At 67.6% G+C, this 25,920-nt stretch carries 22 protein-coding genes and 4 pseudogenes; 11 read left to right on the forward strand and 15 right to left on the reverse strand.

Going from position 1 to position 25,920, the window contains the following annotated elements; all coding sequences use genetic code 11:
- Nucleotides 1-431 precede the first annotated feature (431 nt).
- From AB0G01_RS28855 to AB0G01_RS28865, 3 genes are read right to left on the reverse strand one after another with little or no spacing between them, the layout of a single operon-like run.
- Nucleotides 432-1,826 (reverse strand): HAMP domain-containing sensor histidine kinase, encoded by a 1,395-nt coding sequence (locus tag AB0G01_RS28855; RefSeq protein ID WP_360951680.1) that lies wholly within the window; start codon nucleotides 1,824-1,826, stop codon nucleotides 432-434.
- Between the two features lie 29 nt (nucleotides 1,827-1,855).
- A complete protein-coding gene (locus tag AB0G01_RS28860) occupies nucleotides 1,856-3,358 on the reverse strand; it encodes a HAMP domain-containing sensor histidine kinase (RefSeq protein WP_360951683.1) in 1,503 nt (500 codons plus the stop codon).
- A gap of 38 nt (nucleotides 3,359-3,396) precedes the next feature.
- Complete coding sequence (locus AB0G01_RS28865) at nucleotides 3,397-4,083, reverse strand: response regulator transcription factor (RefSeq protein WP_360951686.1); 687 nt, start codon at nucleotides 4,081-4,083, stop codon at nucleotides 3,397-3,399.
- A 262-nt stretch (nucleotides 4,084-4,345) separates the two neighbouring features.
- On the opposite strand from AB0G01_RS28865, the gene AB0G01_RS28870 reads away from it, so the two are divergent.
- A complete protein-coding gene (locus tag AB0G01_RS28870; RefSeq protein WP_360951689.1) occupies nucleotides 4,346-4,912 on the forward strand; it encodes a hypothetical protein in 567 nt (188 codons plus the stop codon).
- Nucleotides 4,913-5,032: 120 nt separating this feature from the next.
- Here AB0G01_RS28870 and AB0G01_RS28875 read toward each other — a convergent pair whose 3' ends face one another.
- From AB0G01_RS28875 to AB0G01_RS28885, 3 genes and pseudogenes are all read right to left on the reverse strand, one after another.
- Nucleotides 5,033-5,623: an IS630 family transposase gene (locus AB0G01_RS28875; RefSeq protein ID WP_360951692.1), complete on the reverse strand. Its 591-nt coding sequence runs from the start codon at nucleotides 5,621-5,623 to the stop codon at nucleotides 5,033-5,035.
- A gap of 17 nt (nucleotides 5,624-5,640) precedes the next feature.
- A pseudogene (locus AB0G01_RS28880) lies at nucleotides 5,641-5,811 on the reverse strand (winged helix-turn-helix domain-containing protein); the annotation flags it as partial.
- A 35-nt stretch (nucleotides 5,812-5,846) separates the two neighbouring features.
- Nucleotides 5,847-6,071 carry a helix-turn-helix domain-containing protein gene (locus AB0G01_RS28885; protein WP_360951695.1) on the reverse strand — a complete coding sequence of 75 codons (225 nt, stop codon included), beginning with the start codon at nucleotides 6,069-6,071 and terminating at the stop codon, nucleotides 5,847-5,849.
- Nucleotides 6,072-7,589: 1,518 nt separating this feature from the next.
- Here AB0G01_RS28885 and AB0G01_RS28890 point away from each other — a divergent pair.
- Nucleotides 7,590-8,276, forward strand: a complete 687-nt coding sequence (locus tag AB0G01_RS28890; protein ID WP_360951698.1) for a hypothetical protein — start codon at nucleotides 7,590-7,592, stop codon at nucleotides 8,274-8,276.
- A 51-nt stretch (nucleotides 8,277-8,327) separates the two neighbouring features.
- On the opposite strand, the pseudogene AB0G01_RS28895 reads toward AB0G01_RS28890, so the two are convergent.
- Nucleotides 8,328-9,231, reverse strand: a pseudogene (locus AB0G01_RS28895) (IS3 family transposase); the annotation flags it as partial.
- A gap of 97 nt (nucleotides 9,232-9,328) precedes the next feature.
- Here AB0G01_RS28895 and AB0G01_RS28900 point away from each other — a divergent pair.
- On the forward strand, nucleotides 9,329-10,990 hold the full coding sequence (locus AB0G01_RS28900; RefSeq protein ID WP_360951701.1) for an ISAzo13 family transposase: 1,662 nt from the start codon (nucleotides 9,329-9,331) through the stop codon (nucleotides 10,988-10,990).
- A gap of 1 nt (nucleotide 10,991) precedes the next feature.
- Here AB0G01_RS28900 and AB0G01_RS28905 read toward each other — a convergent pair whose 3' ends face one another.
- The gene (locus AB0G01_RS28905) at nucleotides 10,992-11,219 is read right to left on the reverse strand and encodes a transposase (RefSeq protein WP_360951704.1); all 228 of its coding nucleotides are present in this window, start codon (nucleotides 11,217-11,219) and stop codon (nucleotides 10,992-10,994) included.
- Nucleotides 11,220-11,260: 41 nt separating this feature from the next.
- Here AB0G01_RS28905 and AB0G01_RS28910 point away from each other — a divergent pair, with 41 nt between their 5' ends.
- Nucleotides 11,261-11,437 (forward strand): hypothetical protein, encoded by a 177-nt coding sequence (locus AB0G01_RS28910; protein WP_360951707.1) that lies wholly within the window; start codon nucleotides 11,261-11,263, stop codon nucleotides 11,435-11,437.
- 84 nt (nucleotides 11,438-11,521) lie between these two features.
- On the forward strand, nucleotides 11,522-12,379 hold the full coding sequence (locus AB0G01_RS28915; RefSeq protein ID WP_360951710.1) for an IS5 family transposase: 858 nt from the start codon (nucleotides 11,522-11,524) through the stop codon (nucleotides 12,377-12,379).
- A 113-nt stretch (nucleotides 12,380-12,492) separates the two neighbouring features.
- Here AB0G01_RS28915 and AB0G01_RS28920 read toward each other — a convergent pair.
- Together AB0G01_RS28920 and AB0G01_RS28925 are read right to left on the reverse strand one after the other, a co-directional pair.
- Nucleotides 12,493-13,176: pseudogene (locus tag AB0G01_RS28920) on the reverse strand (hypothetical protein); the annotation flags it as partial.
- Between the two features lie 196 nt (nucleotides 13,177-13,372).
- On the reverse strand, nucleotides 13,373-13,915 hold the full coding sequence (locus tag AB0G01_RS28925; protein ID WP_360951713.1) for a CHAP domain-containing protein: 543 nt from the start codon (nucleotides 13,913-13,915) through the stop codon (nucleotides 13,373-13,375).
- Between the two features lie 129 nt (nucleotides 13,916-14,044).
- Here AB0G01_RS28925 and AB0G01_RS28930 point away from each other — a divergent pair, with 129 nt between their 5' ends.
- From AB0G01_RS28930 to AB0G01_RS28945, 4 genes are all read left to right on the forward strand, one after another.
- On the forward strand, nucleotides 14,045-15,085 hold the full coding sequence (locus AB0G01_RS28930; RefSeq protein WP_360951716.1) for a helix-turn-helix transcriptional regulator: 1,041 nt from the start codon (nucleotides 14,045-14,047) through the stop codon (nucleotides 15,083-15,085).
- An 878-nt stretch (nucleotides 15,086-15,963) separates the two neighbouring features.
- Nucleotides 15,964-16,248, forward strand: a complete 285-nt coding sequence (locus tag AB0G01_RS28935) for a hypothetical protein (protein ID WP_360951719.1) — start codon at nucleotides 15,964-15,966, stop codon at nucleotides 16,246-16,248.
- 605 nt (nucleotides 16,249-16,853) lie between these two features.
- A complete protein-coding gene (locus AB0G01_RS28940) occupies nucleotides 16,854-17,213 on the forward strand; it encodes a peptidase inhibitor family I36 protein (protein ID WP_360951722.1) in 360 nt (119 codons plus the stop codon).
- Between the two features lie 266 nt (nucleotides 17,214-17,479).
- Entirely contained in the window at nucleotides 17,480-18,577 is a 1,098-nt protein-coding gene (locus AB0G01_RS28945) for an integrase core domain-containing protein (protein ID WP_360951725.1), read from the forward strand.
- Nucleotides 18,578-18,908: 331 nt separating this feature from the next.
- Here AB0G01_RS28945 and AB0G01_RS28950 read toward each other — a convergent pair whose 3' ends face one another.
- Together AB0G01_RS28950 and AB0G01_RS28955 are read right to left on the reverse strand one after the other, a co-directional pair.
- A complete protein-coding gene (locus AB0G01_RS28950) occupies nucleotides 18,909-22,289 on the reverse strand; it encodes a CHAT domain-containing protein (RefSeq protein ID WP_360951728.1) in 3,381 nt (1,126 codons plus the stop codon).
- Nucleotides 22,286-22,813: a hypothetical protein gene (locus AB0G01_RS28955; RefSeq protein WP_360951731.1), complete on the reverse strand. Its 528-nt coding sequence runs from the start codon at nucleotides 22,811-22,813 to the stop codon at nucleotides 22,286-22,288. The genes AB0G01_RS28950 and AB0G01_RS28955 overlap by 4 nt, the downstream gene beginning before the upstream one ends.
- A 560-nt stretch (nucleotides 22,814-23,373) precedes the next feature.
- Between AB0G01_RS28955 and AB0G01_RS28960 the strand changes: the two genes are divergently transcribed.
- Together AB0G01_RS28960 and AB0G01_RS28965 are read left to right on the forward strand one after the other, a co-directional pair.
- Nucleotides 23,374-24,285, forward strand: coding sequence for a hypothetical protein (locus AB0G01_RS28960; RefSeq protein WP_360951734.1), 912 nt, complete (start codon nucleotides 23,374-23,376; stop codon nucleotides 24,283-24,285).
- Complete coding sequence (locus AB0G01_RS28965; protein ID WP_360951737.1) at nucleotides 24,282-24,494, forward strand: hypothetical protein; 213 nt, start codon at nucleotides 24,282-24,284, stop codon at nucleotides 24,492-24,494. Before AB0G01_RS28960 ends, AB0G01_RS28965 begins: the two co-directional genes overlap by 4 nt.
- 48 nt (nucleotides 24,495-24,542) lie before the next feature.
- Here AB0G01_RS28965 and AB0G01_RS28970 read toward each other — a convergent pair whose 3' ends face one another.
- The 3 genes and pseudogenes from AB0G01_RS28970 to AB0G01_RS28980 all read right to left on the reverse strand — a co-directional run bounded on the left by AB0G01_RS28970 (nucleotide 24,543) and on the right by AB0G01_RS28980 (nucleotide 25,778).
- On the reverse strand, nucleotides 24,543-24,833 hold the full coding sequence (locus AB0G01_RS28970; protein ID WP_360951740.1) for an IS3 family transposase: 291 nt from the start codon (nucleotides 24,831-24,833) through the stop codon (nucleotides 24,543-24,545).
- Nucleotides 24,834-24,873: 40 nt separating this feature from the next.
- Nucleotides 24,874-25,470: pseudogene (locus tag AB0G01_RS28975) on the reverse strand (DDE-type integrase/transposase/recombinase); the annotation flags it as partial.
- On the reverse strand, nucleotides 25,467-25,778 hold the full coding sequence (locus tag AB0G01_RS28980; RefSeq protein WP_360951743.1) for a transposase: 312 nt from the start codon (nucleotides 25,776-25,778) through the stop codon (nucleotides 25,467-25,469). The gene AB0G01_RS28980 and the pseudogene AB0G01_RS28975, both read right to left, overlap by 4 nt.
- Nucleotides 25,779-25,920: the final 142 nt, after the last annotated feature.

Consider the following 25,920-nt stretch of genomic DNA (forward strand, 5'->3'; position numbering starts at 1 on the left):
AACAGCCCCGCTCGCCATGCCTATGAGCAGCAGCCTGCGGCGGTACGGGCCTGGCTCGCGCTCTGGGATCAGCTCGTCCAGGCAACCCTGGCCGGTCAGCGCTGGCCTTACCGCTGCGGCGGACTGTTCCGGCGACAGCCACCACCCAGTCCCGGTCTCGCGCGACCGTGCACTCACAAGCTCAGACGTCATCACTCACAGCGCTCACTCCCGCCCGACCCCGGGCCCGACCGGTCGACGGGCCCTGATCTTGAGAAAGCCCCGCGCTCACGGAGGTGCCCGTCGAGTTCGGGCGAGTTCGGGATCGGTCCAGTGGTCGACGGACCATACACGCCCAAGGTCCTACTCAGCGGAAAATACCGACTACCGCAGCGACAGCCAGACAGACCCATTCCCGGTTAGGTCGAACCGGTGAACCACTAGCCAGGCGTCTACGGTGCTGCGGGGAACGTGGCGATCAGGTGCGCTCCGCCGGTGGGGTGATCGGCGACGTGGAGGGTTGCCGCGTGGGCGGTGGCGATGCGTCGGGCGATGGGCAGGCCGAGTCCGGTGCCGCCTGTGTCGCGGGTGCGGGCGTCGTCCAGGCGGGTGAAGCGGTTGAAGACGCGTTCGCCGTCTCTTGGTGAGATGCCGGGGCCGTCGTCGAGTACCTCCAGGACCACGTGGTCGTCGGCGACGGCCACGTGGACGGTGATGGTTGTGGTGGCGTGGCGTTCGGCGTTGTCTAGCAGGTTGCCCAGCAGGCGCTCCAGCAAAGCACGGCGGCCGTGCACCCGCGCCGGGCGTTCGGGCAAAACGACGGTGACGACGTGGCGGCTGCGACGGCGGGCGGTGTGGTCGCGGACCAGGGTGATCAGGTCGAGGATCTCGCCAGCGGCGCCCGCGGTGGCAATGGTGGTGGTGTGATCAAGGCGGGCGAGCAGGAGCAGGTCGCCGGCGAGGTGTTGCAGGCGTTCGGTATCGATCAGGGCTGCGTCGACGACCGCGGGCCAGTCGGCTTGACGGGGGTGGGCGGTGGCGATCTCCAGCTCGGCGCGCAGCGCGGCGATGGGGCTGCGCAACTCGTGGGAGGCGTCGGCGACGAACCGTCGGTTGTTCTCCGCCGCGATCTGCAGTCTGCCGAGCGTCGCGTTTACGGCTTCCGCCAGTCTCGTGAGTTCCGTGCGTCCTCGTGGCGTCGGCACCCGGCGCGCAAGGTCGCTATCGGTAATTTCGGCCAGTTCTCGCCGGATTGCCTCTACAGGGCGCAACAGACGTCCGGTCGCCGTCCACACGGCTCCGCCAACCAGTGCGCACAGTCCGATGAACCCACCGGCCAGCATCAGTACCCGCGGGCTGAGGGTGCGTTGCGCTTCCGCGATCGCCTCGGCGTCTTCCGGCTGCAATGGAAAGTAGGAGGTTAGTGTCTCGCCTGAATCCCGCACGATCCTATAGTCGGTGTCGTCCGGGTCGGTGAAGGGCCAGATCGACAGAACCGGAACATGGGCTGTCGAGTCGTAACTCGCGACACTGATCAAGACCTTGTCGGCGTCCGGGAGTCCCCGCACAACCACGTCGCCCGATCTCGTGGGGCGTGTCGCCAGGGCGTAGGCACCGAGTTCGTACCGGTGACCGTAGGAAGCACGTGGCGCATCGCCTGTCCGACTGCCGGGCAGGTGCACGTCGTGGAGCACCGAGTCCGCGATGATTCCCCCGACGCACAGCGCGTTCCGGCGGACCGGTGCCGAGTCGTAGCTTTCCGCCTGCGCGCGCAGGAACATCACGGCGACGGCGGTGGCGGCGAAGAGCGGTACGGCGACCACTGTGGTGACGGCCAGCGTCGCCATCACCCGAAGTGACTGTCCTCGTGTCTTCATCACCGGTGCCCGTTCGGGTCTCGACCGGTACCCCGTTTCACGGATGGTGGTGATGGAGCACGATCTGCGCCGGTATCGGTGGTGCGCAGGGTGCCGTGTGGCTGGAGCGGGAGAACGGCGACGAGTCGTGCACCGCCACCGGCGGGACCGTCGGTGGCGTAGAGGGTGCCGTGATGGGCGGTGGCGATACGTCGGGCGGTGGGCAGCCCGAGTCCGGTGCCGCCGGTGTCGCGGGTGCGGGAGTGGTCGAGTCGGGTGAAGCGGTCGAAGACGCGTTCGCGGTCTTCGGGTGGGATGCCGGGGCCGTCATCTTGGACTTCGAGGACCACGCGATGGTCGGTGGTGGTCAGGCGGATGTCGATGGTCGTGGTGGCGTGGCGTTCGGCGTTGTCGAGCAGGTTGCCCAGTAGGCGGTTGAGCAGAGCGCGGCTGCCACGTACGGGTGTCGGGTGGTCGGGCAGCTCGGTGATCAAGGTGTGCCGGGTGCGGCGGCGCGCGGTGTGGTCGTGAACGAGGGCGGTGAGGTCGACGGTCGCCTCGTGGCCCGCTGTGGGGGTGTGGTCGAGGCGGGCGAGCAGGAGCAGGTCGGTAGCCAGTTGTTGCAGGCGGTCGGTGTCGGCCAGGGCCGCGTCGACCACGGCGGGCCAGTCGGTCAGGCCGGGGTGGGCGGTGGCGATCTCCAGTTCGGCCCGCAGCGCGGCGATCGGGCTGCGCAGTTCGTGGGAGGCGTCGGCGACGAAGCGCCGGTTGTCCTCCACGGCGACCTCCAGTCGGTCCAGTGTCGCGTTGACCGTAGTGGCCAACGCCGCGATCTCGTTGCGGGCAGCGGGCACGGGGACGCGGCGGGCCAGGTCGTGCTCGGTGATGTCGGCCATCTCGCGCCGGATGGCCTCCACCGGCCGCAACACCCGCCCGACCGCGATACGCACCACGCATCCGAACAGGCCGATCAGCAACAACGCTCCGCTCGCCAGGGAGAACACCCGGAGGTTGAGGGTCCGTTGCGGCTGCGCGAGCAGGGCGCGGCGCTTCGCCGCATCCTGCTCTATCTCGGAGAACGCAGGTAGGTATTTCCCCTTCGGGATACCAGCTCCGGGTATCCCGGAGAGGGGAAGCGGGTCAGAAGCCATACCTGTGTCCGTGACCGCCCTGTAGGTCATTCTTTCAGGCTCGTTGAAGGGCCAGAGCGACAGTTGCGGAATCAATGCCGTAGAGTGGTAGGAGGCACGGATGGCAGTGGCTTTGTCCTTGTAGGTGATCCTGTTGGAAGTCAGGTTGCCGACTTCTCTCCAGTCCATCTCCACGACACCGTTGTTGAGAGCGCAGACACCTGTGGGCATTTTCTTCGGATCCTCCTCGGTCGCCCACACTTCGACGCAGATGCCGATATCGATCACCGGCGCGTTGTCAAACCGCATTGCCTGGGCCTGGAGGAAGACTGTGGCGAGCACGGCCACGGCGAGGACGGGGATGGCGGTCACAGTGGTGGCGATCGTGGTCACGCGCCGACGCAACCCACGCGACGACGGTGCCTGTCGGTTCACGTGGATCCTCCTTGGTGGTTGTCTATGCGGTAGCCGACGCCGCGGACTGTGGTGATGGTGTGTCGGTGGAACGGTGCGTCGATCTTGCGGCGCAGGGTGCTGATGTAGACCTCGACCAGATTCGGGTCCGGTTCACGGGCCTCGTCCCACACGCCGGCGACGATCTCGGATTTGGTCACCACCAAGTCCTGGCGGCGGAGTAGGTACTCCAGCACCGCGAACTCCTTGGCGGTCAGCGCGATGACCTCCTGGCCGCGGCGGCAGGTCCGTGCGGCCGGGTCCAGCTCCAGGTCCCCCGCCCGCAGCACGGCAGGGCGGGCGGTGCCGCCGCGGCGTACGAGCGCCCGTAGTCGGGCGACCAGCACCTGGTAGGAGAACGGCTTGGTCAGGTAGTCGTCGGCACCAGTGTCCAGGCCCTCGGTCTCGTCCAGTTCGCCGTCCTTGGCCGTGAGCATGAGGATCGGTGTCCACACCCCGGCGGCCCGTAGTCGTGCGCACACCCGATACCCGTTGAGCCTCGGGAGCATCACGTCCAGCACGATCACGTCATAGGCGTGCTCCGTCGCCCGCCACAGGCCGTCGGAGCCGTTGTATTCCACGTCGACCGCGAAATTCTCGGCGACAAACCCGCGGACGAGCAGTCCGGCCATGCGCCGATCATCCTCCACCACCAGTACCCGCATGCCTCCACCATGGCGCAGTCGCCGCCTCCTGTCCCTGAAATCCGCTTCAGGCCTCTACAGGAGTCCTTCAGTTCCCATCTGCCACGGTGTCGCAGGCTCCGGTATCGGAAAAGGAATCACCGGACCACGTCGGACCTCCGGGCAGGGAATAACGGGGGTTCCCGGAACCCCGACGAGCCGTGCTGGCCGACTGAGGCGGTAAAACTCCTCAGCCGGCCAGCATGGCGGAGCCTAGAAAATCACAAATCGGAAGGAGTGTCGCATGCGTCGTACGGGATTCTTAGGCGTAGTGTTGTTGTCTGTGGTGTTGTGCGTCGCCGGGGTTGCAGCGGCCACCGCCACGACCGACGTCGACCGGAAATTTGCCGCTCAGGGGACCGCAGTCGGGTTGACCGCCGACCAGATTGGAACACTGCAGGCCGAGGCCGACGGATACTTGAGGGAACTCGGCGGCAAACAGGTCGCGTTGAACCGGATCGAACTCGACGGGGCCACCATCAGGATCGCGCTGCCCGGCGAGGCGCAGCCGCGCCAGATCGGTCCCGGAGCCCTCGACGCGAATTGCGACGGCGGCTATGCGGACTACCGACATTTCTGCGCGTATCGGGGGAAGTCGTTCACCGGCTCGCACATCGACATGTACGCGTGCAGGGTGCACGACATCCCCGAATCATGGGTGGGTCCGGGCTCGTGGGACAACAACCAGACGAAGGGCACCGTGGCGAAGATGATGAACGATGCTGGCAAAGTCATCCACCGGACGCTGCCGGCGCGCAGCTGGGACCCCGACGGAAGTTGGACACCGGTCGATCGGATGAGGAACTGCTGAAGCACGGGAAGTAGCGGAAAGCGGGGCGCACCCGCCGCGTAGCCCGACCCCCGCTGTGTCACCCCGGCCTGCACCCAGGCCGGGGTGACACAGCTATTTGAATCGAAAGTGTTCGGTTGCCTACATGATGGCGTAGCGGACGTGCGGGGCTCGGAAGTAGCTGAGGACGAGGTGTGGCTGGCGTTGGCGGCGGCGTAGGAACCGTCGGGTTTCGTGGGCGAGGCGGTCGACGTTGCGGGCGCGTGAGGCGTTGACGTTGCGTTTCAAGTCGGCGTTGAGCAACTCGTCGGGGTTCAGTTCGGGGCTGTAGCCGGGCATCAGGTGCAGTTCGATCCGCTCGGTGTTGGCCTCCAACCAGGCGCGGATGGCCTTGCTGCGGTGGACCGGGTGCCGATCTGCGATGACGTGGACCTTCCGGTCGGCTTGGCGGGCGGTGCGGTCGAGGAAGGTGGTGAACACGGTTGCGGTGAAGCGTTCGGTGAACACGGTGAACCACAGCGCGCCGCGTGAGGCGACCGCGGACATGACGTTGACCCGCAGGCGTTTCCCGCTCACCCGCATGATCGGCGTGCGGTCCTGGGGCGCCCGGGACCGGCCGGGCGGTGAGGCATCGGAGCGCAGCCCGCACTGGTCGACCCAGGCGATCGCCGCGCCCTCCGCCTTCGCGCGTGCCTCGATCGCCGGATACTCCCGGTCCAGCCAGTCCCGCACCGCGGGGGCTGCTGTTCGTAGGCTCGGCAGGCCGGGCGCTGCGGGGTGAAGCCGTGGCGGCGCAACCACAACCCGACACCCTGCTCGGTCATGGCCACGCCGACGACCAGGCGGATCAGTTCGACCACCGCCGGGCGGGTCCACAGCGGGCCGCCGATCAGCAACTCCTCGGGGGCGTAGTCGGCCATCGCCGCAAATAGCGTGCCTCGGTCCTCCGCACTGATCAGCTCGGCGGGACCGGGACGCCCCTGGCGGGTCGCCAGGCCGTCGCGCCCTCCTGTCGGTAGGCGCGCCACCAGGTGCCCACCGACCGCACCGAGACCCTGAACACCTCCGCCGCCTGCTTGTAGCCCTCCACCTGCCCGGACTCCAGCGCCGTGACCACCCGCAAGCGCAGAACCTCCTGCTCCGCAGGCGACAACCGGTGCGCACCCTCGATCTCAACCAACCGGTCAGCCTACAGGCAACCGATCACTTTCGATTCAATAGGTCATCGACGGAAGGCAATCAAAGCTGACGACGTCGGCATTAGCCAGACCTGGTCCAGGTACACGAGCGAGGTCCGTATCTATCCGCAGTTCATCGAGGCGGGCACGGCGTATCGCCCGCCTTCGAGATGCTCTGCCTGAGGTGAGCAGATCATGCTCCGCGACTCGACCCTGCGTCCGGGAACGTACGGACCCCGTCCCCAGCTCCGAGCAAGGAGAAGAGAGCGCTCGCTGGCGTTTCGGCGGCGGCCGGCCGTGGTGGAAGAACCTTCAGGCGTGGTGGCGTGACACCTGCGGTCCGGTCGAGGACGATCGGGCCAAGCGGGAGCTGTACATCCCGTTGTTGGGCTGTCTGCCGGGTGGTTCACCTCAGCGGCGCCGCCTGTTGCTGCAGTAGTACCACGTGCGTGCCATAAGGGGGCTGGGTCTCCTTGCTCCTGCTGCCCCGAGTTCGGAGGGTGGTGCTGGAAGTCGGCGGCAGCACCACTACGCCACCGGCGGACGTGCGAACCCCGGCCATCTACCCAAAATCATGCGAGGGAACCGCGAACTGACACTCAGCGGTTATGGGCGCTGCGTGACCTGGACCCCGGCATCACGAGCGCCTCAGAGTTTCGGCCAGCGCGCCGATGCCGGGGTCTTCTCCGTCGAGCAAGACATCCTCCGACAAGCGCGTGTCTACGGCAGGGTCGAGATACATCTATGTACACCACTCGAATCCACGTGACAGGGAAACAAGCAGCTCAGACGTGCGAACCAGCGTGACCATCTATGTGTGAAGCAGGTCACACGCGATGACTCTACGATGGCGGGCGGCGCTGGTTGGCGAGTTCGACCGGTGCTCCCTGGCCCTTCTGTTGGTAGCGGTTGAGCACAGGGTTTTGGCGGTTCTCGCTGGAGACGGGTTCCGCCACCAGCTTCCGGCCTCGGACGGCACGTCGCCGTCCGAGGCTTTTGTCCGTGTGGACATCGCGAGCCGCGATGGACACCCATGGCGACCACACCCCTGGCCACCCACTTGTGCGTTGTGGTCAAATCCAGCTCGTAACCCGATTGGGTGCCGCTAGCCGACGGTCTCCAGCCGTCCATGCGACATCACCAGGCCAAAGACTCACCGCTACCACAACCAACGCGCGTACCTCCTACTCGTGGAGGATGCGTTGTTCCCACAGAAGGGCACCACGTGCGCCCCCAACAAGATCATTCGCAAACGGGCGGTCGGTTCAACTGGGCCGATGCTCCTGCTCTGTGCCTGGCGTTCGCCGCCGCCTGGTACCTGTCGCGGTACGAGGACTACTCGGTACCCTCCGCAGTCACCACTTCAGCCGCGAGCCTGGCGATCTTCACCTTGGCGATCTCAGCGCCCAAGGGAATACGGCGGATCACCGAGCTGCTCGCCGTGCTGGGCGGCGCTTCCCCCGCCGCGCCGTCGCCTCAGGTGGCACGCTCGCCACGGATGAGCCGACAGGATCGGGCCAGTGACGAGTAGCAAGTACCTGACCGTTCAGCGGTCTGTGCTAAGGGCGGATTCTGCTGCGGAGTTCCGATCGATGCTCGATCGCATACGTCGTGAGGCCGGGCTCAGTTGTGGGCAGATCGCGGTGAAGACCGGTATACCGCGTAGCCAGGCCTACGCGCTGGTGGACGTCAAGCGCGCGGCCCTGCCGAGCAAACCCGACCAGGTCGTAGCCTTCTTGCAAGCCTGCAACCTTTCGCCGATGCACACCGACATCGTCATGGACCGCTTACGCGAATTGAGACAGCCACAGGTTCTCACGAAGCCAACGGCGTCAGGGCTGGCAGACGACTACCTTGCGGGCGAAGCACCGGCCCCTCCAACGACCTCGACTCTCGACGATCCGGTTGGTCCCAGGGACCAGGACATCGTGATGAGCATGGGCAGGCTGACGCCCATGCGCAAGCCGAACAACACCGCGCTCGTCCATCTCGTGCACTACGTACTGGCAAGCGATGAGCGCACTCGACGGGCGAACAAGCTCTTGGTGAGTCTCGGCTTCACGCTCTTCTCCATCCTCGCGGCGCTCGGCGGCGTACTGGTATTGGTCCCAGACGCCATCCGGGCCTGGGTAGTCGGCGGGGTGGGTGGGTCGATCGCCCTGAGTGTCCTGATCATGATCAGAGCAATCCTTCGGAGCAGCCGCTGAACCTGGCACCACCCCGGCAGGGGGCCTTCACCCCGGATGTTGGACACGGGGTTATGCGGCGTTGGTCAGCGTAGCGGGCGTCGAGGTGAAGCTGTTCTCGTAGTCGATCGGGGACGGTTGGCCGAGGTGGGAGTGGCGTCGTCGGGTGTTGTAGCGGTGCAACCAGCCGAACGCAGCCAGTCGTGCTTCCCTTGCACCGTCCCAAGTTCGGACGCCTTGGAGGGTTTCGCGTTTGAAGGAGGCGTTGAGGCTCTCGGCGGCGGCGTTGTCGGCCGAGCTGCCGATCGCGCCCATGGACTGGATCACCCCGGCGGTCCGGCGGGCGTCGGCGAACGCCCGGAAGCCGTATTGGGCTCCGTGGTCGCTGTGGAACACCGCCCCGGTCAGGCTGCCCCGTGTGCGCCGGGCGGCGTGCAGGGCGTCGACGACCAGCTCGGCACGCATGTGCTCGGCGATCGCCCAGCCGACCAGGCGCTGCGAGCACAGGTCCATCACCGTGGCCAGGTAGAGGAATGTGCCGTCGGTGACGGGCAGGTAGGTGATGTCGCCGACGTAGCGGGTATTGGGTGCCTGGGCGGTGAAGTCGCGTTCGAGCAGGTCCGGGACCTCGGCCGCGGTGGGGTCGGCGAGAGTGGTGCGGTGTCGGCGGCGTAGCCGCAGCCCGGCCAGGCCGGCCTGGCGCATGATGCGGGCGACCCGCTTGTGATTGACCGGATGCCCGGTACCGCGCAGTTCGGCGGTGATCCGCAGGGCGCCGTAGGTGCCGGCCGACTCGCGGTGAATCACCCTGATGCGGGCGGCCCGGGCGGGCGTCGTCGGCCGCCCGGGCCGCCCGGTGCGGGGCGGTGGCGCGCCAGTGGTGGTAACTGGACCTGGCGATGCTGATGACCTGGCACAACCGCTTGACGCCATGGTGGCGTTGGTGGTCGTCGATGAACTGGAAGCGGTTCAGGAGCTGTAACGAAATTACTGATAGTTCGACTTCATCATGATCATCTCTGTGGTACATGGCTGTCGTGGGGATATCGGACCGGGTCCTGGCGGTGCTGGGTGTGAAGTTCGCGGCGTTGTTACCGCATCTGGACGAGCGCCGGCGGCGTTTGTATCTGGCGACCGAGGCAGAGGCGTTGGGGCACGGCGGGGTCGGCGTGGTGGCCAGGCTGGCGGAGGTGTCGCAGTCGACCATCACGCGTGGCCGTGTCGAACTCGTCGGCGGCGCCGAACCGCTGGGGCGGGTGCGCAGGCCCGGTGGTGGGCGCAAGTCTGCGGCCGAGAACGATCCCGGCCTGGTGCCGGCGCTGGAGGCGTTGATCGAGCCGCGGGAGCTCGGCGACCCGGTGTCTCCGTTGCGCTGGACCACCGCCTCGCTGCGCGACCTGGCCCGGGAGTTGACCGCTGCGGGGCACCCGGTCAGCGCCCCGGTGGTCGGCAGGCTGTTGCACAGGATGGGATTCAGCCTGCAGGGCATGGCCAAGATCCGCGCCGGCAGCCAGGTGCCGGACCGCGATGCCCAGTTCCGGCACATCAACGCGGCCGTCGAGTCGTTCCTGGCGGCCGGTTTACCGGTGGTGAGCGTGGATGCCAAGAAGAAGGAGCCGATCGGCGACTTCGCCCGCGCCGGCCGCACCTGGCGCCCCCACGGACGACCGATCACCGCCCCGGACCACGACTTCACCTACCCCGACACCCCGATCGCCATTCCCTACGGCGTCTACGACGTCGGGCGCGACAGCGGCTGGGTGAACGTCGGCACCGACCGCAACACCGCCGCCTTCGCGGTGGAGTCCTTGCGCCGCTGGTGGAACGACCAGGGCCGCCTCGACTACCCCGTCGCCACCAGGCTGCTGGTCACCGCCGACGCCGGCGGCGCGAACTCCGCCGACTCCACCCTGTTCAAGACGGACATCGCCACGTTCTGCGACGAGTCGGGGCTCACCATCACCGTCAAGCACTTCCCGCCGGGAACCTCGAAGTGGAACAAAGTCGAGCACCGACTGTTCTCCCGCATCACCCACAGCTTGCGCGGGCAACCCTTGACCAGCTACGAGGTACTGCTTCGAAGCATCTCGGCCACCCGCACCCGCACCGGGCTGATCGTCAAGGCCACGCTGGACCACAACGACTACCCCACCGGCCGCACGCTGACCAAGTCCGAACGCCAGGCCGTCGCGCACCGCGTCGAACGCGAGGAGTTCCGCGGCGAATGGAACTACGCCATTGCTCCGCGCGATCCCGATGCGGAAGCACCGATCGAGCCGACACGTCGACTGCCCGCGATCCCGGCCGAAGCCACCTTCCTGCTCACCCATCCTGCCCTGACCGGCATGACCCGCGAACACTTCGACCGGCTCGTGGACGAACTCGAACCCTGCCGCAAGCTTCTGGCCGAAGCGGAGCGTCAGAAGAGGCAGGGCATCGACCGTCGTGGATACAACCCCGGCTTCGGGTTCCTCGACCACCGTCACCGCGTACTTGCGGCAATCCTGAGTTGCCGCAACACAATCACCCTGACCTTAGCGGCCCGATTACTCCGCCGGGACCGCAACACCCTGAGCTACCACGCCCATCGGACCAGACCGCTGTTGGCCTTCGCCAGACGCAACACCGCCGCGGTCCTCGGCCCGCCTCGCCGAACCCACCCACCCCTCACGCTCGAAGCCCTGAAAGCCGCGATCGAACACCACGAAAAGATGATCAAAGCAGGCAGTAGTTAATTTACGGCTCCCACCAGCGCGTCTCCCCGGCGAAATATTTCGCCGCCTTGCGCAGGATGTCCCGCTCCTCCTCCGACTCGCGAATCCGCCGACGCAACGCGGCGTTCTCGTCCTCCGACGAGGCCGACATGCTCGCGGGAGTGGTGGCGGATGTTCCGGTGTGCTGCGCGTCGTCGAGCCGGATCCAGTTGCGCAGCGTCTCGTGGTTGATCCCGAGGTCGTCGGCCACAAACTTGGGGCCTGCGCCCCCAGGAGTGGACACCACGGGAGATGCGGCACAGCTTCGTGTCGGTCATGTCCGCCAGCGGCGTACGGATCGAGGACATCGCACGCCTGATCGGGCACAGCGGCACAGCGGTCACCGAAGTCGTCTACCGACACCAGATCGTGCCCGTCATGCAGGAAGGCGCTATCGCGATGGACCGCATCTTCCCCGCCGCGAGCTGAACCCGTAGTCACTCAGTTAGAGGGCATCTGATCTTGCGTTGGACGGTTTGTCCGGTTTGGTGATCGCTCTAGAGTTGATCAACTGTGAGCTCTCGGCGTGCGTACCCCAGTGACCTGTCCGATGCCCGGTGGGCGTTGATCGAACCGACGTTGACGGCGTGGCGTGCCGCCCGGCGCGGGCCAGGAACCGCGGCACGGGTGCACGACTTGCGGGAGATCGTGAACGCGATCCTCTACGTGTGCCGGACCGGAATCACATGGGCCTACCTTCCGCACGACTTCCCGCCGCACAAGACTGTCTACGACTACTACGCCAAGTGGGAGGCCGACGGCACCGCCGAGGCGTTACACGATCTGCTGCGGGACCGGGTTCGTGTCGCAAGTGGACGGGAGGCTGCTCCGACGGCGGCGATTCTCGACTCGCAAAGCGTGAAAACCTCCTGCAACGTCAACGAATCCAGCCAGGGCATCGACGCGGGAAAGAAGATCAAGGGCCGCAAGCGGCACATCGCCACCGACGTACTGGGCCTGCTGCTCGCGGTGATGGTGACGGCGGCCTCGGTCCAGGACTCGCCCGCCGGTCGGCAACTCCTGGACCACCTGGCCGTGGCGCACCCGACCGTGTCCATGGCCTGGGTGGACGGCGGCTACAAAAACGAGGTACTACGTCACGGCGTCACACTCGGTATCCGCGTGAAGGTCGTCAAACGTATTGCGGCTAAAGGGTTTCACGTATTGCCCAGGCGTTGGGTCGTCGAACGCACTCTGGGGTGGCTGATGCAGCACCGTCGACTCGCGCGCGACTACGAGACCCTGCCGCAACGCTCACGCACCATGGTCCACTGGGCCATGGCTAACATAATGAGCCGCGTTCTGACCGACGAATCCACCCAAACCTGGCGAAACGATCTACACAAAACGGGCATACTCTCCCAAAAGTAGATCAGATGCCCTCTCAGGCCGAGATCGGCCAGCCCTGCGAGAGGCTCCCTGTTCTTGGAGGTTCGGGGTGGGCTGAGGTGGTCTGCGGCGAGGGAGAGCCACTGCTGTCCGTCGACGGTGAGCTCGATGTGGGTGGCGGGCTTGTCCTGTCCGGTGCACAGGCAGATCAGGGTGGTCAGCGGTGTAAGGATGCTCCTGTCGAGCTGTTGGGAGGTGGCCGGTGCCAGATCGGTGATCTTGAGCCGGGTCTCCCGCGTGATCGCACCGCCGCGGGGCGTGGGCGGAGTCAAGCGCGCGGTCTGGGTGAGGGCCAGGCTGGCACCGCTGGCCAGGGGGACCGGTTCGGAGCCTTCCAGGCGCAGGCTGATGTGCCAGGTGTCGTCCTGGGTGCGGCCGTGGGTGAAGCCGGGGAGGTTCGCCCACTCGTCGAGGTCGACGGTGCGGATCCTGATGCCGGTGAACTCCTGGTCGGGGCCGGTGGTGTGTCCGCCGAAGAGCACGTGGCGTGGTTCGAGGACGTACTCGGCCACCTTCGGGTTGATCCCGCTCTCCTTCGACTGGACGGTGATGCATTCGCGCGCGGTGACACGGTGGCCTCCGGTGACGCGTCCGTGCAGCGTGAGTGGGTCGTCCCGGTGCAGTGAGGGGACCTCCTCGTAGAAGGTGTTTCCGTCATCCGGGTCCATGGCGACGTATCTCGGTCCGGGACGCAGGTCGTCGAACAATTGGACGCGGATGCCCTCCTCGGTGCGGTAGAGGCGCTGGGAACGTGCTTGTCGGATGCGTCGGGCTTCCAGAACCGGCCGGACATGCTAAACGGCTGGTTCACCTCGGGCAGCGTCATGAGGGCCTGTGTACCAGCGCAGCCGATGATCGGCGGGACGCGACGGCCGCCGGGGCATGTCGGACACCCCGTTACCTGCCCTGACAACAGAGCGCCGGCGACCGGCCGGCCCTTGGCGGGCGGGCCGGTCGCCGGCGGGCCGCAGGCGTCTACGGGGCCAGGATGTAGCTCATGCCCACGACGTCTTGCACGGTGCGCGTGGTGAACTCGCCCCAGGCACCGCCCGCGTTGGTCTCAGTGATCCTGATCAGCGGGGTTGTGCCTGCCTGGGAGATGACCTCGTCGACCCAGGCGACGTGTCCGTAGGTGGGGTCGGCGCCGTGGATGCCGGGCTCGAAGACGACCATGGCGCGGGGCTGGGCGTCGAGGACGACGGTCCACCCGCGGGCGCGGGCGTTGTCGTCCATGTCCGCGGCGTTGCCCATGATCAGCGGCCAGAGGCCGGTGGCCTGGTGGAATTTCTCGTAGGCCCCCCAGGTGCACTGCCCGTAGGGGGCGGTGTTGTGGTCGGTGGTCTGCCCGACGGCACGATCGGCGGCAACGCTCACCGCAGGGATTTGCTGGGCGTGGGCGATGGCCGCCCCCGCCCCCGATCCCATGCCCAGGAGCATGGCCAGCAGCGCGCCCGCCGCAGCTGCGCGGACGCGACGCGTGCCGGTCGGTGCCGCTGTGGTGTCGGTTGTCGTGGTCACTGGGTATTCCCTTCCTCGGTAGGCGCTCCACCGTGGTGCGCCACCTCTGGTCTACCGCCCGACCACCAAAGAAACCGCAGGTCAAAAGCGCTTTTTTACCCACAGCAAACCGCCGCTCAGGGGGAATCCATGCCGCGACCGAAGAAACGCGCCGAACGCATGACCGGCTCTCCCGAGGTCAGGGAGTTGGCGGTGGCGCTGCGCACGCTGATCGAGGAAGCCGGGCACCGCACCTACCAGCCGGTCGCGAAGAAGGCGAACTTCTCCGGGCAGACCATCGCCGAGGCATGTCGGGGCGACAAACGACCGAGCTGGCCTGTCACCGAGAAGATCGTCGAGGCCTGCGGGGGCGACCTCGACCGCTACCGACGACTGTGGGCCGCCGCCGCACCGCCGGCCTCGGTCGGAGACGACACACCGTCCACCGACCGGGACGGCCGGCACCGATCACGGGTCCCGCTCACGGCTGCGGCCGCCCTGACCGCCTCAGGCCTGCTCGGCTGGGCCGTGTTCTCCTACACCACCTCCGCAGAGCAGCCCTCGCTACCCACCTGCGACGACATCGGCGTGGTCATGGAGGGCATCGACAGCTACCGGTGGGACCGCAGTGCGTGGATCGAGGCGTACGAGCGACATGGGGGCCGTGAGCAGCTCGGATGCCCGGTGCAGGTCCATGACCAGGGACTGGTGCACCGCTGGGGACAGGGCATGAGCCAGGATCTGCAGGGCCCGAGCGGCCAGACCCGCCTGATGGCTCTGGCCCCCCATGATGTCTTCGTCATGACCGGCACGCTGTGGATCGACTACACCGAGCCCCACACCCGCATGGCGGCCGACTGGCAGGGCTACCCCACCTCGGATCCCATCACCTGCGCCGACGCGAAGGTCATCCCCTTGGACAAGGGAGAGCACGCACCCGGCGCCATGGTCACCTCTCCCAGCGGCCGCTACATCTGGCTTCCCCGCCAGATATGGACCGCCTACAACCAACTCGGCGGTCCCGAAGGTCCTCTCGGACGGCCTCTCAACGGCCTCAACGTCGATATCGAAGGCAGCATCGAGTTCGAGGACGGCACCACCATCACACGACTCAACGGCACCACCCAGGTTCGCCCTGCCACGCCATCATCACCCACTCCGACTACGACCCCCGCGTGCCATTTCCCCTAACGTGGCTCTCTGCACGAGGCGAGCGGGCATGTCGAATACGACCGCGTGACGGTTGGAGTACCTCCGCGCCGTGGCCAGTGGCATGGGCCTCCCGACCTCCAGTCTAAAGCCCAGGTCAGACGGTATGGCCGACTTCTGGAACCCGACAGGATCGGCTCGCTCTGAGCCGACCTCACGGCACCGCTGATCGACCGCAGTCTCCCCAGCTGCGGACCCCCGGCGGGCAGCCGTAGACGCGCCCCGAACCGGATACCCAGGACCGTCTCCCGCACCTCCAGCGCCTGGCGGGTCGGGCGTGCACAGTCCGGCCGCCGACAATCGGTGGCGGCCCGGCTCCGTAAGCTGGAATCTTCGGCCTGGTTGCACGAAGCGGTCGACGCCGGACTGCGCGAGAGCGTCGGGCATGACGGCTCACGGTCGGCTGGTCGGAGGGAACTGGGCATGGCGAGGATCGCGACCGGGCCGTGGGCGGGTCGGCGCGGGTTCGACGGCCTGGCGCACGCGGGCAGCGGCATCGCGGTGGCCGAGGGCTCGGCCGGGCGTGCCGCCGGCGCCGGACCACGGCACCGGGTACCCGCCGGCCGCCGCCGTTCTGCGCGGGCTGACCGGGCGCGCGGAGACCGGCGGTCGGCATGTGCGGCTCTCGTCGGCGGGCACCGCCTCCCGACTGCCGCACGACCTGTGGCCGTCTGATGTGGACGGTCCGGACACGGTGCCGCCCGCGTGGGACCGGCCGGACTTCCGCAAGGAACCGAGCTCATCCCTGCGCTCCGCGGCGGGGCGCGTATGCACGATCGCCCTGGGCTATAGAGGCGATTGATTCCCGGCAGTAGCGGGATAAGCTGATCGGCGTTGGCTCTTCGGAGCGGAGGCTTCTGATGCCGGGTCTGCGGAAGTTGCGCAATGTTCTGGTCACCACGGCGTTCACCGGGGCGGTGATGACCGCAACGAGCCTGCCCGCCTACGCGTACTGGATCCACCACTACGACGGTGCGTACAACTCCGCAGAGACGTGCGAGCAGGCGCGTCAGCACTTCATCCAGCAGAACACCGACGCGGGTCAGATGTACAGCGCGGGCCCTTGCGCGTACCGCGACCGCAATCCCGAGACCAACTCCGGTCTTGCGGGCTGGTACTACCGGTGGGGAATCTTCGCAGCCTGAACGCGGACGAACTCCTCAGCTCGGAAGGCCGGCCTGTGGGGTGTCAGAACTCTGCACTGGGATGCTGAGCTGCGACGATCGTGCACGCCGGACCTCCAGGGCATGATCGTGAAATGTGGCATTACGACTGCTGTACCTGATCTTCGTCCGACTCGGTAACCGGCTGGTCCTGCTCAGCCGGTCGTCCGCAGCCAAGGACCTCGAACTGCTGGTACTGCGGCACGAGGTCGCCGTGCTGCGCCGGATCAACCCCCGCCCGCGGTGGGAGTGGGCCGACCGCGCTGTGCTCGCCACGCTCGTTCGCCGACTCCCCCATCGGCTGCGCGAGCACCGGTCGGTGATACCGGGAACCATCCTGCGATGGCACCGGTGCCCGGCCGCGAGGAAGTGGACACGTCCGCATCAGCCGACAAGACAGACTGCGAAGGGGAGAGTCCTGGGAAGACACGGAAGGTTCATGGAGGCAGCCGCTCACACCGGAACCCGTCGGCAGCAGACACCCGAAAGCGGGTGTACCGGCGAATCGCATCAGAGAGGGATCCGCACGGCTCCCCGCTGGCCAGACTCAGGCCACTTCCCGTGACCTGGCGCGAAAGGGCAGACATATGAAGCTGATCAAGTCGATGGCCGTCGGCGGCGCGAGCCTGCTGGCAGTGGCCCTGTCCGCTGCTCCTGCGGGGGCGGCAGCGGCCTGGGACTGCGCGGCCGGATACTCCTGCTACTACAACGGGACCGACGGCCGTGACAAGTTGTTCACTGCGGCACGCTGCGGCACGCACGACCTCAGGGGAGGGCCCTTCCAGGACAAGATCTCCTCGATCGCGAACTACGGCAGCGGCAAAGTTTGGGTCTACGTGTGGGACGTCGAGGCCGGGGACCACTTCGACCTGCACGGCTGGGTCGAGGTCGGTTCGCAGGGCAACTTCTACACCAACGACATCGACAAGATTCACATCGACTGCTGAACCACGGTTAAGTGATCAGTTCAGAATGAGTTGGCGTGTCGGCTTTGTCGACGCCACAGGAGTTCCAAGATCACAGTGTGCGCGAGGAGGTCCTGACGACGAGCTGTGGGCTCGGCTGGAACCGTCGATCCCGGTGCTGTACGTTGTACCTGCCGATAACTGCATCCATGCAGGTCAGAGGTGCGAGCAGGACAAGAGGGCTCGGATAGCCCGTAGAGTGCCCGTGATCCACAGCCTCATCGACCGACGCGGCATGATGACCGGCTGTGCCACTGCGACTGGCCTACCTGGGCGTGACCAACGCCTTCGCGCTGCTACGCCTGTTACCCACGAGCGATCGCGATAAGGACACGGAGATCCTGGCGCTGCGGCACCAGATCACCGTCCTGGAACGCCAACTCGGTGACACCCGTCCGCGGTCCTCCCCCGCCGACCGGGCATTCCTCGCGGCACTACTGCACCGACTGCCGGTGCGTACGCTTCGTCGACTCCGACTACTGGTCCGGCCGGAAACGGTCCTGCGGTGGCATAGGGACCTCCTCACGCGCCGCCACGCCACCAGGTCCCGCCCCAAGCAGCCCGGCCGACCACGGACCATCCGCTCCATCCGGCTCCTCGTGCTGCGCCTGGCGCGAGAGAATCCCACCTGGGGCTACCGACGCATCCACGGCGAACTCCTCGTACTCGGCATCACAGTCGCAGCCTCCACCGTCCGGCAGATCCTCAAAGACGCAGGAATCGACCCAGCACCCGAACGCACCTCGACAACCTGGGCGACCTTCCTCCGCTCGCAGGTCGACGCGCTACTGGCCCGCGACTTCTTCGAGACCCACACGTTGAACGGCACCCGCCTGTACGTGCTCGCGGTGATCGAGCACGCCAGCCGCCAAATCAGGGTCCTGGGCGCCACCGCGCACCCGACCGCCTCCTGGGTCACCCAAGCCGCCAGGAACCTCGCCATGGACCTCGAAGACGCAGGCCGACACGCGCGCTTCCTGATCCGCGACCGGGACGGCAAGTTCCCCGCCCTGTTCGACGCCGTCCTCGCCGACTCCGGCATCCAGGTCGTCCTCAGCGGAGTCCGCATCCCGCGGATGAACGCGATCATGGAGCGCTGGATCCGCAGCCGCCGCCGTGAACTCCTCGACCGAACGCTGATCTGGAATCAACAGCACCTGCTCCACCCGCTGCACGAGTACGAGCACTTCTACAACACCCACCGACCCCACCAAGGCATCGCCAACGCCCGACCACTACAACCACCGCCACAGCCAGCCACCGATCAGGCGACCCTCCCCCGCCTCGACATCCGCCGACGACAACGACCGGGCGGCATCCTCAACGAGTACCACCACGCAGCCTGACCTGCACGGACGACATTTTCGGCAAGCACAAGGTCCAGTTGACCCCCGTGATGAATCGAGAGGAGGTCCAAGCCGGGCTCGCGTCGATCCGCTGATCCCGCGGGCGCAGGTTCCGAGTTCCCCGTCCCCACCCCTCCGGCAGAAGGCCATTGCGGCCACACGACCGGTTAACAGGGACCGTGACTATGAGGGTCGTCCGGTCTACGACCCGGACCAGGTCGTCGACGAGCTCGCGGGACATGTTCTGGTCCTCACCGGATGCCGCAAGGGCACGGTGCGGGCGGCACTGGACCGGGGCGGTCCGGCCGCGGCGACCCGGGTGCTCGCACTCCTACGGGCCGAGGTGTATCAGGGGAGTCCACATCTCCGGTCGGTCCGGCTCGGCCTGGCGGAGGTCGATCGCGATGTCACGCAGGACGTGCGGAGCGGCATCCGCCGTCGGTTCGACCGGCATCCGTTCGTAGAACATGGCGGCCACCGCGGCGGCGTGGGAGTCCTGGAGTGGCCACAGGCTCGCGACGACGTGGCGGAAGCCGATCATCTGGAACGCCGACGCGAGGCTGATCGACTGGTCGGCGTGCCTGATGCCCTTGCCGGCCGACGAACACGCCGACAGGTACGCGAGTTCGGCTTGGCGCAGGTGCAGTGAGCTGATGTCCGGGACGGACAGTCGACCGTCGTGGAGGTACAGGCCTCCTTGGGAGGGTGTTCTGAAGTCCAGCGATGCGTGACATGCGAAATGTGCCCAGGTCGCCTCGCGTAACGCTGACAGCACCCGGCCGGTGTTCGCATCGGGACCCTCCAGGTAGAGGGCATGGGGGTACTGCGCACGCAGTGTTCCTGCCTCCCGGACCACGTCGGGCAGGTCGGGCAGTCCCGGCGTTCGCTCCATGGCAACCGTGAGCTGGGTTCGAACCGAGGCCGCCGTGCGTGCTTGCGCGTCGGCCAGGGCGCTCAGCGTGGGGGTGTAGGAGGACACCGCGAGGTCCAGCACGCCGGGCTTGCCGGGTATCCCGGCGGCGTGCAGTGGGAAGAGCGAGAGCGTGCCGGTGGGCATCCACCAGATCCGGGAGTTCGGCGGGAGGGAGGCCAGAACGGGCTCGGCGATGGCGTCCCAGAGCCAGGCCAGGGTTTTGGAGATGACGCGTCGCCTCCTCAGCGCACCTGCGAGTCCGGCGCCGAAGTGCACGGCCGCGAGGAATTCGCGACCGCGGGATATGACGTCGGCGACGGCCAGTTTCGACAGGGGGATGTGCAGCAGGTCGCCACCCGGTGGGATGATGATCGCGTCGCCGCACAGGCGGTCCGCGTTCACCAGCACCACTGATCCGGCGTCGGTCACATGTCCGTGCTGCCGAGAGCCTGCTCGTAGCAGGAACCGCTCGAACCCCGGCAGCCCGCGGATGTGGTCGAGCAGCTCCCGGTACTCCGACTGGAAGCGGAGTCGTTGTCCGGGGCGGTAGGCGCTGTGGCCTATCGCCTGCGCACCGCTGTCGCCGATCAGGGTGCCGTGCGGTTGGTTGAGGAGGCGGCGCACCCGGTGGAGCTCCTCGGCCACGCCTGGGTGCTGGTCCTCCAGGGCGTTGAGGTCGGACTGGACGCCCGACAGCGTCGGCAGGACGTCCTCGCGCCCCAGCTCGGCGATGTCGACAGCGCCTCGGGGATCGTTCGCCAGGCAGTGCGCGGCGATGGCTTCGTTGACGAGTCCCATGTGCTCGCCGACCAGTTGTTCCCGGTCCTGCCACTCGTTCTCGGGGACGAAGACGAGCGCCAGCAACTCGACCGCTTCGCGCAGGAAGGTCCTGGCCATCGGGTACTCACCCAGCCGGCAGGCGAGTACCCCCAGACTTCGACAGGCCCACAGCCGGTGGTGCGGCAGACCTCCATTGGACGACTCGACGCGGCGGCCGAGCCCACGCAGGATTTCGGGGGCCACGGGGGTCCCGTTGGCGGTGAAGCGTTCCTCGTAAGCTATCGCCAGGTGAGGGATGATCTTCAACTGGGCGGGGTCGCCGACATCCAAACCGGTCAGGTGCCGTTCGTGGGTGGCGATCGCCAACTCTATGTCGGGGAGTTCGCCCAGGATCCGGTACCGTTCACGGTAATTGACGCCCAGGTTGCACAACAACTCCCGGGTCACTTCCTGGTCCCCACCGACCGTCAGGCCCCGTTCGGTGCACTCGATCGCCCTGTTCAAGTCGGTGATGTTGGCGGGGGCGTGGTCTTGGCCCGGTCGCCGCCCCGGGAGCAGGCGCCGCTCGCTGTACGCGGTACCGAGGTTCGAGAGCATCCGGGACAGGTCCGGGCTGTCGTCGGGGGTGACCGCCACCGCTTCCTCAAGAGCTGCGAGCGCCCGGTCGTGATCGACCGGCATTCGGGTGCGACGGGCGTGGTGCAGGCGGAGAACGGCGAGGTTGCCGCGGCGTGCGGCGAGCATGGGATCGTCTTCGGCGGTGACGGCGAGAGTGTTCTCGGCGCACGCGATCGCCTGGTCCAGGTCGAGGCCCACACCCGTGCGTTCGTACCGGAGACCGTAGGCGGTGGCGAGGTTGGCCAGGCTCTGGGCGTGGTCCGGGGTGGCGGGGGGACATGAGCGGACCACCTCGACGAGCAGGATGATGGCGGCGGGGAGGAGCGCCGGATCGACACTGCCGGACTTCGGCCGGATGAGCCATTGCGTGGCGTGGTGGACCCGCACCTCCGGGCGGGCATCGCGGCCGATCAGCAAACCCGCCGGGCCTGGGATCAGGTTCTCGCTCTGGTCCACGGACGTCGAGAAGATGACAGCCCGCGCGATCTCCGCTTCGCGGTCGACCCTCGTGCCGAAGGCGGCGCGCAGGATGTGCACGATCGCGTTGAGGTGGCACGCCTGCGCGTACCTGCGCCGGCTCTGCGTTGTCGTCAGGGACGGGGAGGGGCGCCGCAGAGCGCTCAGCAGCGCGGCCGCGTCGTCGGACACGGATTCGTCCGGGAGCTCCGGCCTCGACTCGGCGGTAACGCTCATCAGGCGCTTCCAGAGGCGGTCGGTCGTTTCCTCCCAGCGCGCGTCGATCTCCTCCACCGTCACCCGTTCGGGGGGCTCCTGCGAGAACAGCCACCGGGATGTCTCGTCGATGAGGATCTGCTCCCAGTCGAGTTCGACCGGACGTCGTCGCCGATCGGCCATGTCCAACAGTCGTCGCCACTCATGGCGACCGGGGTGGGTGGGAGGGAGTGCCTCCACGGCGGTGCGCAGCAGGTCGACCGCCAGTGCGTGGTAATGCCGGTCTGCGTCCTCGGGAGCGTTCGCCAACAGGAAGTAGGCGATGTTCCCTCGGGTCTCTGGGTCGGGTTCTGAACCGAACAGCCGGCGACCGAACAGCCCGGCGCCGACCGAGTCGAAGCCTGGTGGCGGCCCCTCGGGGCTTTTGATCACCGTGCGGAGGGCCAACACGGCCTGGTAAAGCTCTGCGGCCGCGGCATCGAGGAGGCCGTCAGACCGCATCCGGGTTCTCAGCAGGTGACTCCACCGCTTGAGGTGTAGGTCTCCGGCCAGCAGTTCGGTGACGAGTGTCCGGGCGTTCTCCTCGGCGGTGTGCCGACCAGGCGTGACCGGTCGAGCCAGCGACCTCAGCTCTTGCAGATCGGTGATCGCGGAATCGGCCATGAACTCGTCGTGGTCATCCGAGTCGGCCCGCGCCCCCACTCGTGCGAACAGCTCCTCGAAGGTCATGGCGTCGTCTCCCTCCTGGCCGCGCTGTTCAGCAGCGTGCGCTCACCGAGCCGGAAACCGGTGCCGTGGTAGCACCGGCCACCCGCTTCGCTCCGGAGCAGGCATACCGCCCGTGCGCGGTCCAGGCCGTGCTGGAGGAAGGCGATGTCGAGCAGCGTTTCCTGGCCGTCCAAGATCTGCTGCTCGTGATCCGAGCCACGCCACCGGAAGTCGCCACCGTCCCAGCTCGGCGCCGCCACCGGCGGGGTTGCGGCCAGCAGTTCGTCCACCCGCCGGTCGAGCACGGGACGGCTGCGGGCCGCCGCACACCAGTTCGGGGAGCACGAGGTGGGCCGCAGCGTCGTCAGCACGTCCAGCCAGAGGCTGCACGCGGGTTGCCCCAGCGGATCCCGTCCGGCGGAAGGCCGCCCCCCGCACCACGGCTTCACCTTGGACTCGCGGTAGATCGTCGTGCTCAGTGCGTTGCGCAGTTCCCGCACTCGGGCGTCCGTCCAGTTCAGCGGGTGGGTCGGCAAGGGGGACATCGATTCGTATGATCACACCCGATCATCCGTGTGTTAGCGACGAGTACACGTTTCCACTCGAACAGACGACAGGGTGCGGCGTGTAGTGCATTCGGGCGTGACGAGGCCGCCCGATGCGCCGGTAGCATCCCCTGACCTGCGTTGGTTGCGCCGCGGGCCGATTGGGCGGCGTTCCCCGGCTCAGCCCGCGGACGAGAACGGAGCTTGGCGTGGACCCGGCGGAGAAAATGGCGTTGACCGCGTTCTGCGCGGAATTGCCGGCGTTGCGCGAAGAGTGCCGCGCCAACCTGAGAGCGCCCGGCGGCTGCTGACCCGCATCGAGCAAGAGGCACGGGCACGCAGGCCCGTCCTGGCGCTGTTGGGCGAACTGCTGAACGGTAGCGGTGACGAGGTGACGCGCGAGCTGAGCGGCGGTCTGCCGGGCATGAGTGCGGGTCGGGCTGCCGAGGAGTCGTTCGGGTGCCCGGACGACGCGTGCGACCGGAATGACCTGCCGGTGCCCGCCGGCCCGGTGCCGCGGTGCCTGGTCACGGGTGCCGCGATGAGGCGCCGGTAAACCGGTGGGCGGCTTCTTCCAGGAGCTGGCGAAGAAGCTGGCCGAGCGGTGGGTCGGCCTGCTGCTCGTGCCGGGCGCGCTGTTCGTCGTGGCCGCCGTCCTCGGGCTCCACCTCGGGCACGGGCACGCACTGGACTGGACGATGGCGGCACGGCACGTGACCGACCGGGTCTCCGCGATCGGGAAGCTGTCGGGCGGTGCCCAAGCGTCGGTCGTCATGGGACTGCTCATCGCGGCGAGTGCGGTCGGTCTGGTGGTCCAGGCGATGGCGGGCCTGAGCAGACGGGTCTTCCTCGGCACCTGGCCGTGGCCGCTGGGGTTCCTCGTCCGGTGGCGAACCGGGCGGCGGCGCTCCCGCTGGCACCGGCTCCTGGAGAAGCGGCGCGAGCTGGAGCGGGCACACCCGGCGGACACGCGCACCGCGGACCAGCAGCGCGCGATCGACCGCGCCGCTGCCAAGGTCAACGCGCTTGCCATGGCCGAGCCGGGGAGCGCGACCTGGATGGGGGATCGGGTGCACGCCGTGGAGGCCGTGGCGCGCAACCGCTACGGACTGGACCTGGCCTTCGCCTGGCCGCGCCTGTGGCTGGTCCTGCCGGAGACCACGCGCACCGAGATCACCGCCGCCCACGCCTCCTTCGCCGCCGGTGTCGCGGTCGCCGGGTGGGCTTGGCCGCTGTTCGCCCTCGGTGCGCTGTGGTGGCCGGCGTTCGCGGTTGGCCTGGTCGTCGGCGCCACCGGCTGGGTGCGGGCCCGCAGCGCCGTCGCGGACCTCACCGCGCTGTCGGAGGCGGCTGTGGACCTGCACGGTCGTGATCTCGGCGTCGCGCTGGGGATCATCGCGGAGAGCGCGGTGGGGCCACTGACCCCCGATGAGGGCGCCAAGGTCACGGCACTGGTGCGCAAAGGGCGGTGAAGGAGTTGCTGACCTCGGATCGCGTCCGGGTGATCCCGGACCGGCCGGGGCCATCCTCCGATGACCAGGGCGACATCGCGAGCGCGGTGGTGTCGGTGCTGAGCGAGCCCTGGAAATGGCAGGTCCTGGAACTGGCCGCCACGTGCGGGAAGTGCTCACCGGTTATCGCTCCGGCAGTCGTGACCAAATGTCACGGACCCTGGGAATGATCATGGTGATGTCCCCATGTGAGGTTCCCCGATAACCCGAGGCGGTTGTTACCTGGATCGGGTCGGTGATGCCGGGATGGTAGTCGGTTCGGCCTGGGAGGCGTGCCAGGCGGCTTCGTGCTCGTCCGGGCTGAGCCAGCCGAGGTCCTTCTGGATGCGTTCGGCGTTGTAGAAACCGTCGATATAACGGAACAGGTCGTTCTCGGCCTCGTCGCGGGTGCGCCAGGAGCGGCGGTAGACCAGCTCGATCTTGAACGTGGAGAAGAAGTTCTCCATCAGGGCGTTGTCGTAGGAGTCGCCGACCGACCCCATCGAGGGCAGGATCCCGTTGTCCTGCAACCGTTCCGCGAATCGGAAGGCCGTGTACGGCCGTGTAGGTCGACCCGCGGTCGCTGTGGTGGATCAACTGGCCATCGCGGACGTCGCGGGACCAGATCGCGTATTCCAGGGCGCCGAGCACGAGGTCGGTGTCGCAGCGGTCGCTGGTCTTCCAGCCCACGATCCGGTTGGAGAACGCGTCGCGCACGGCCGCGAGCCAGAAGGCGCCCTCGCCGGTGCGGATCCGGGTCGCGTCGGCGACCCACAACCGGTCCGGCGCGGGCGCGGTGAAGTCCCGGTTCACCCGATCGGGCGCCGGTGCGGCCCGTGGATCCTGCCTGGTCGATGGCGTTCGCCGCTGTTTGCGCAGGAAGGCGCCCTGCAGGCCGGCCTGGCGCATCAGCCGCTCGACCCGCTTGCGCGACACGCAGATGCCCCGACGCCGCAGGACCTGTGAACCCGCGGGCTTCCGTAGGTGCCGCCCGAGGCGGTGTGGATGCCGACGATCTGCGCGGTGATCGCCCGGTCCTCGCGTTCGCGGTCCGACGGGGTCGGCCTGGCGGGCCACCCAGCCGTGGTAGGTGGAGGAGGCGACGCCCAGGACCCGGAGGACGAACTCGACCCCGAAGCGGCCGCGAAGCTGCTGCACGAGCTTCACGACCGTCGCCGGGTCGGATCGAGTTCCGCCGCGAAAAACGCCGACGCGGTCTTCAAAATCTCGTTGGCCCGCTTCAGTTCCGCGTTCTCCTTGCGCAGCAGGCGCAGCTCCTCCGACTCGGTGGTCGTGGGCCGGTCGTCCCGCTCACCGCGGTCGGCCTCGTCCTGCCGGATCCAGTTTCGCAACGCCTCCGCGTGCACGCCCAGTTGCTCGACCAGGCGCCGGATCACCGGCTTGGGGTCCGACTCCCGGTACAATCGGACCGCGCGGGACCTCAACTCGTCGGGGTACTTCTTCGGTGGTGCCACGGACGGCTCCCTTCAGGCCCTATCGGACCATGCCTGGAAAGCCACCGGGCTACCGGGGGAAGTTCAGGAGCAGCTCGAAGACTGGCACGAGCCGGCAATTGGAGTTCGGAGGTGCCCTAGACTCGTCCACCGACGAGCTGAT

It is taken from the genome of Actinosynnema sp. NPDC023587 (assembly GCF_040640215.1).
In the GTDB taxonomy this organism is placed as follows: Bacteria; Actinomycetota; Actinomycetes; order Mycobacteriales; family Pseudonocardiaceae; genus Actinosynnema.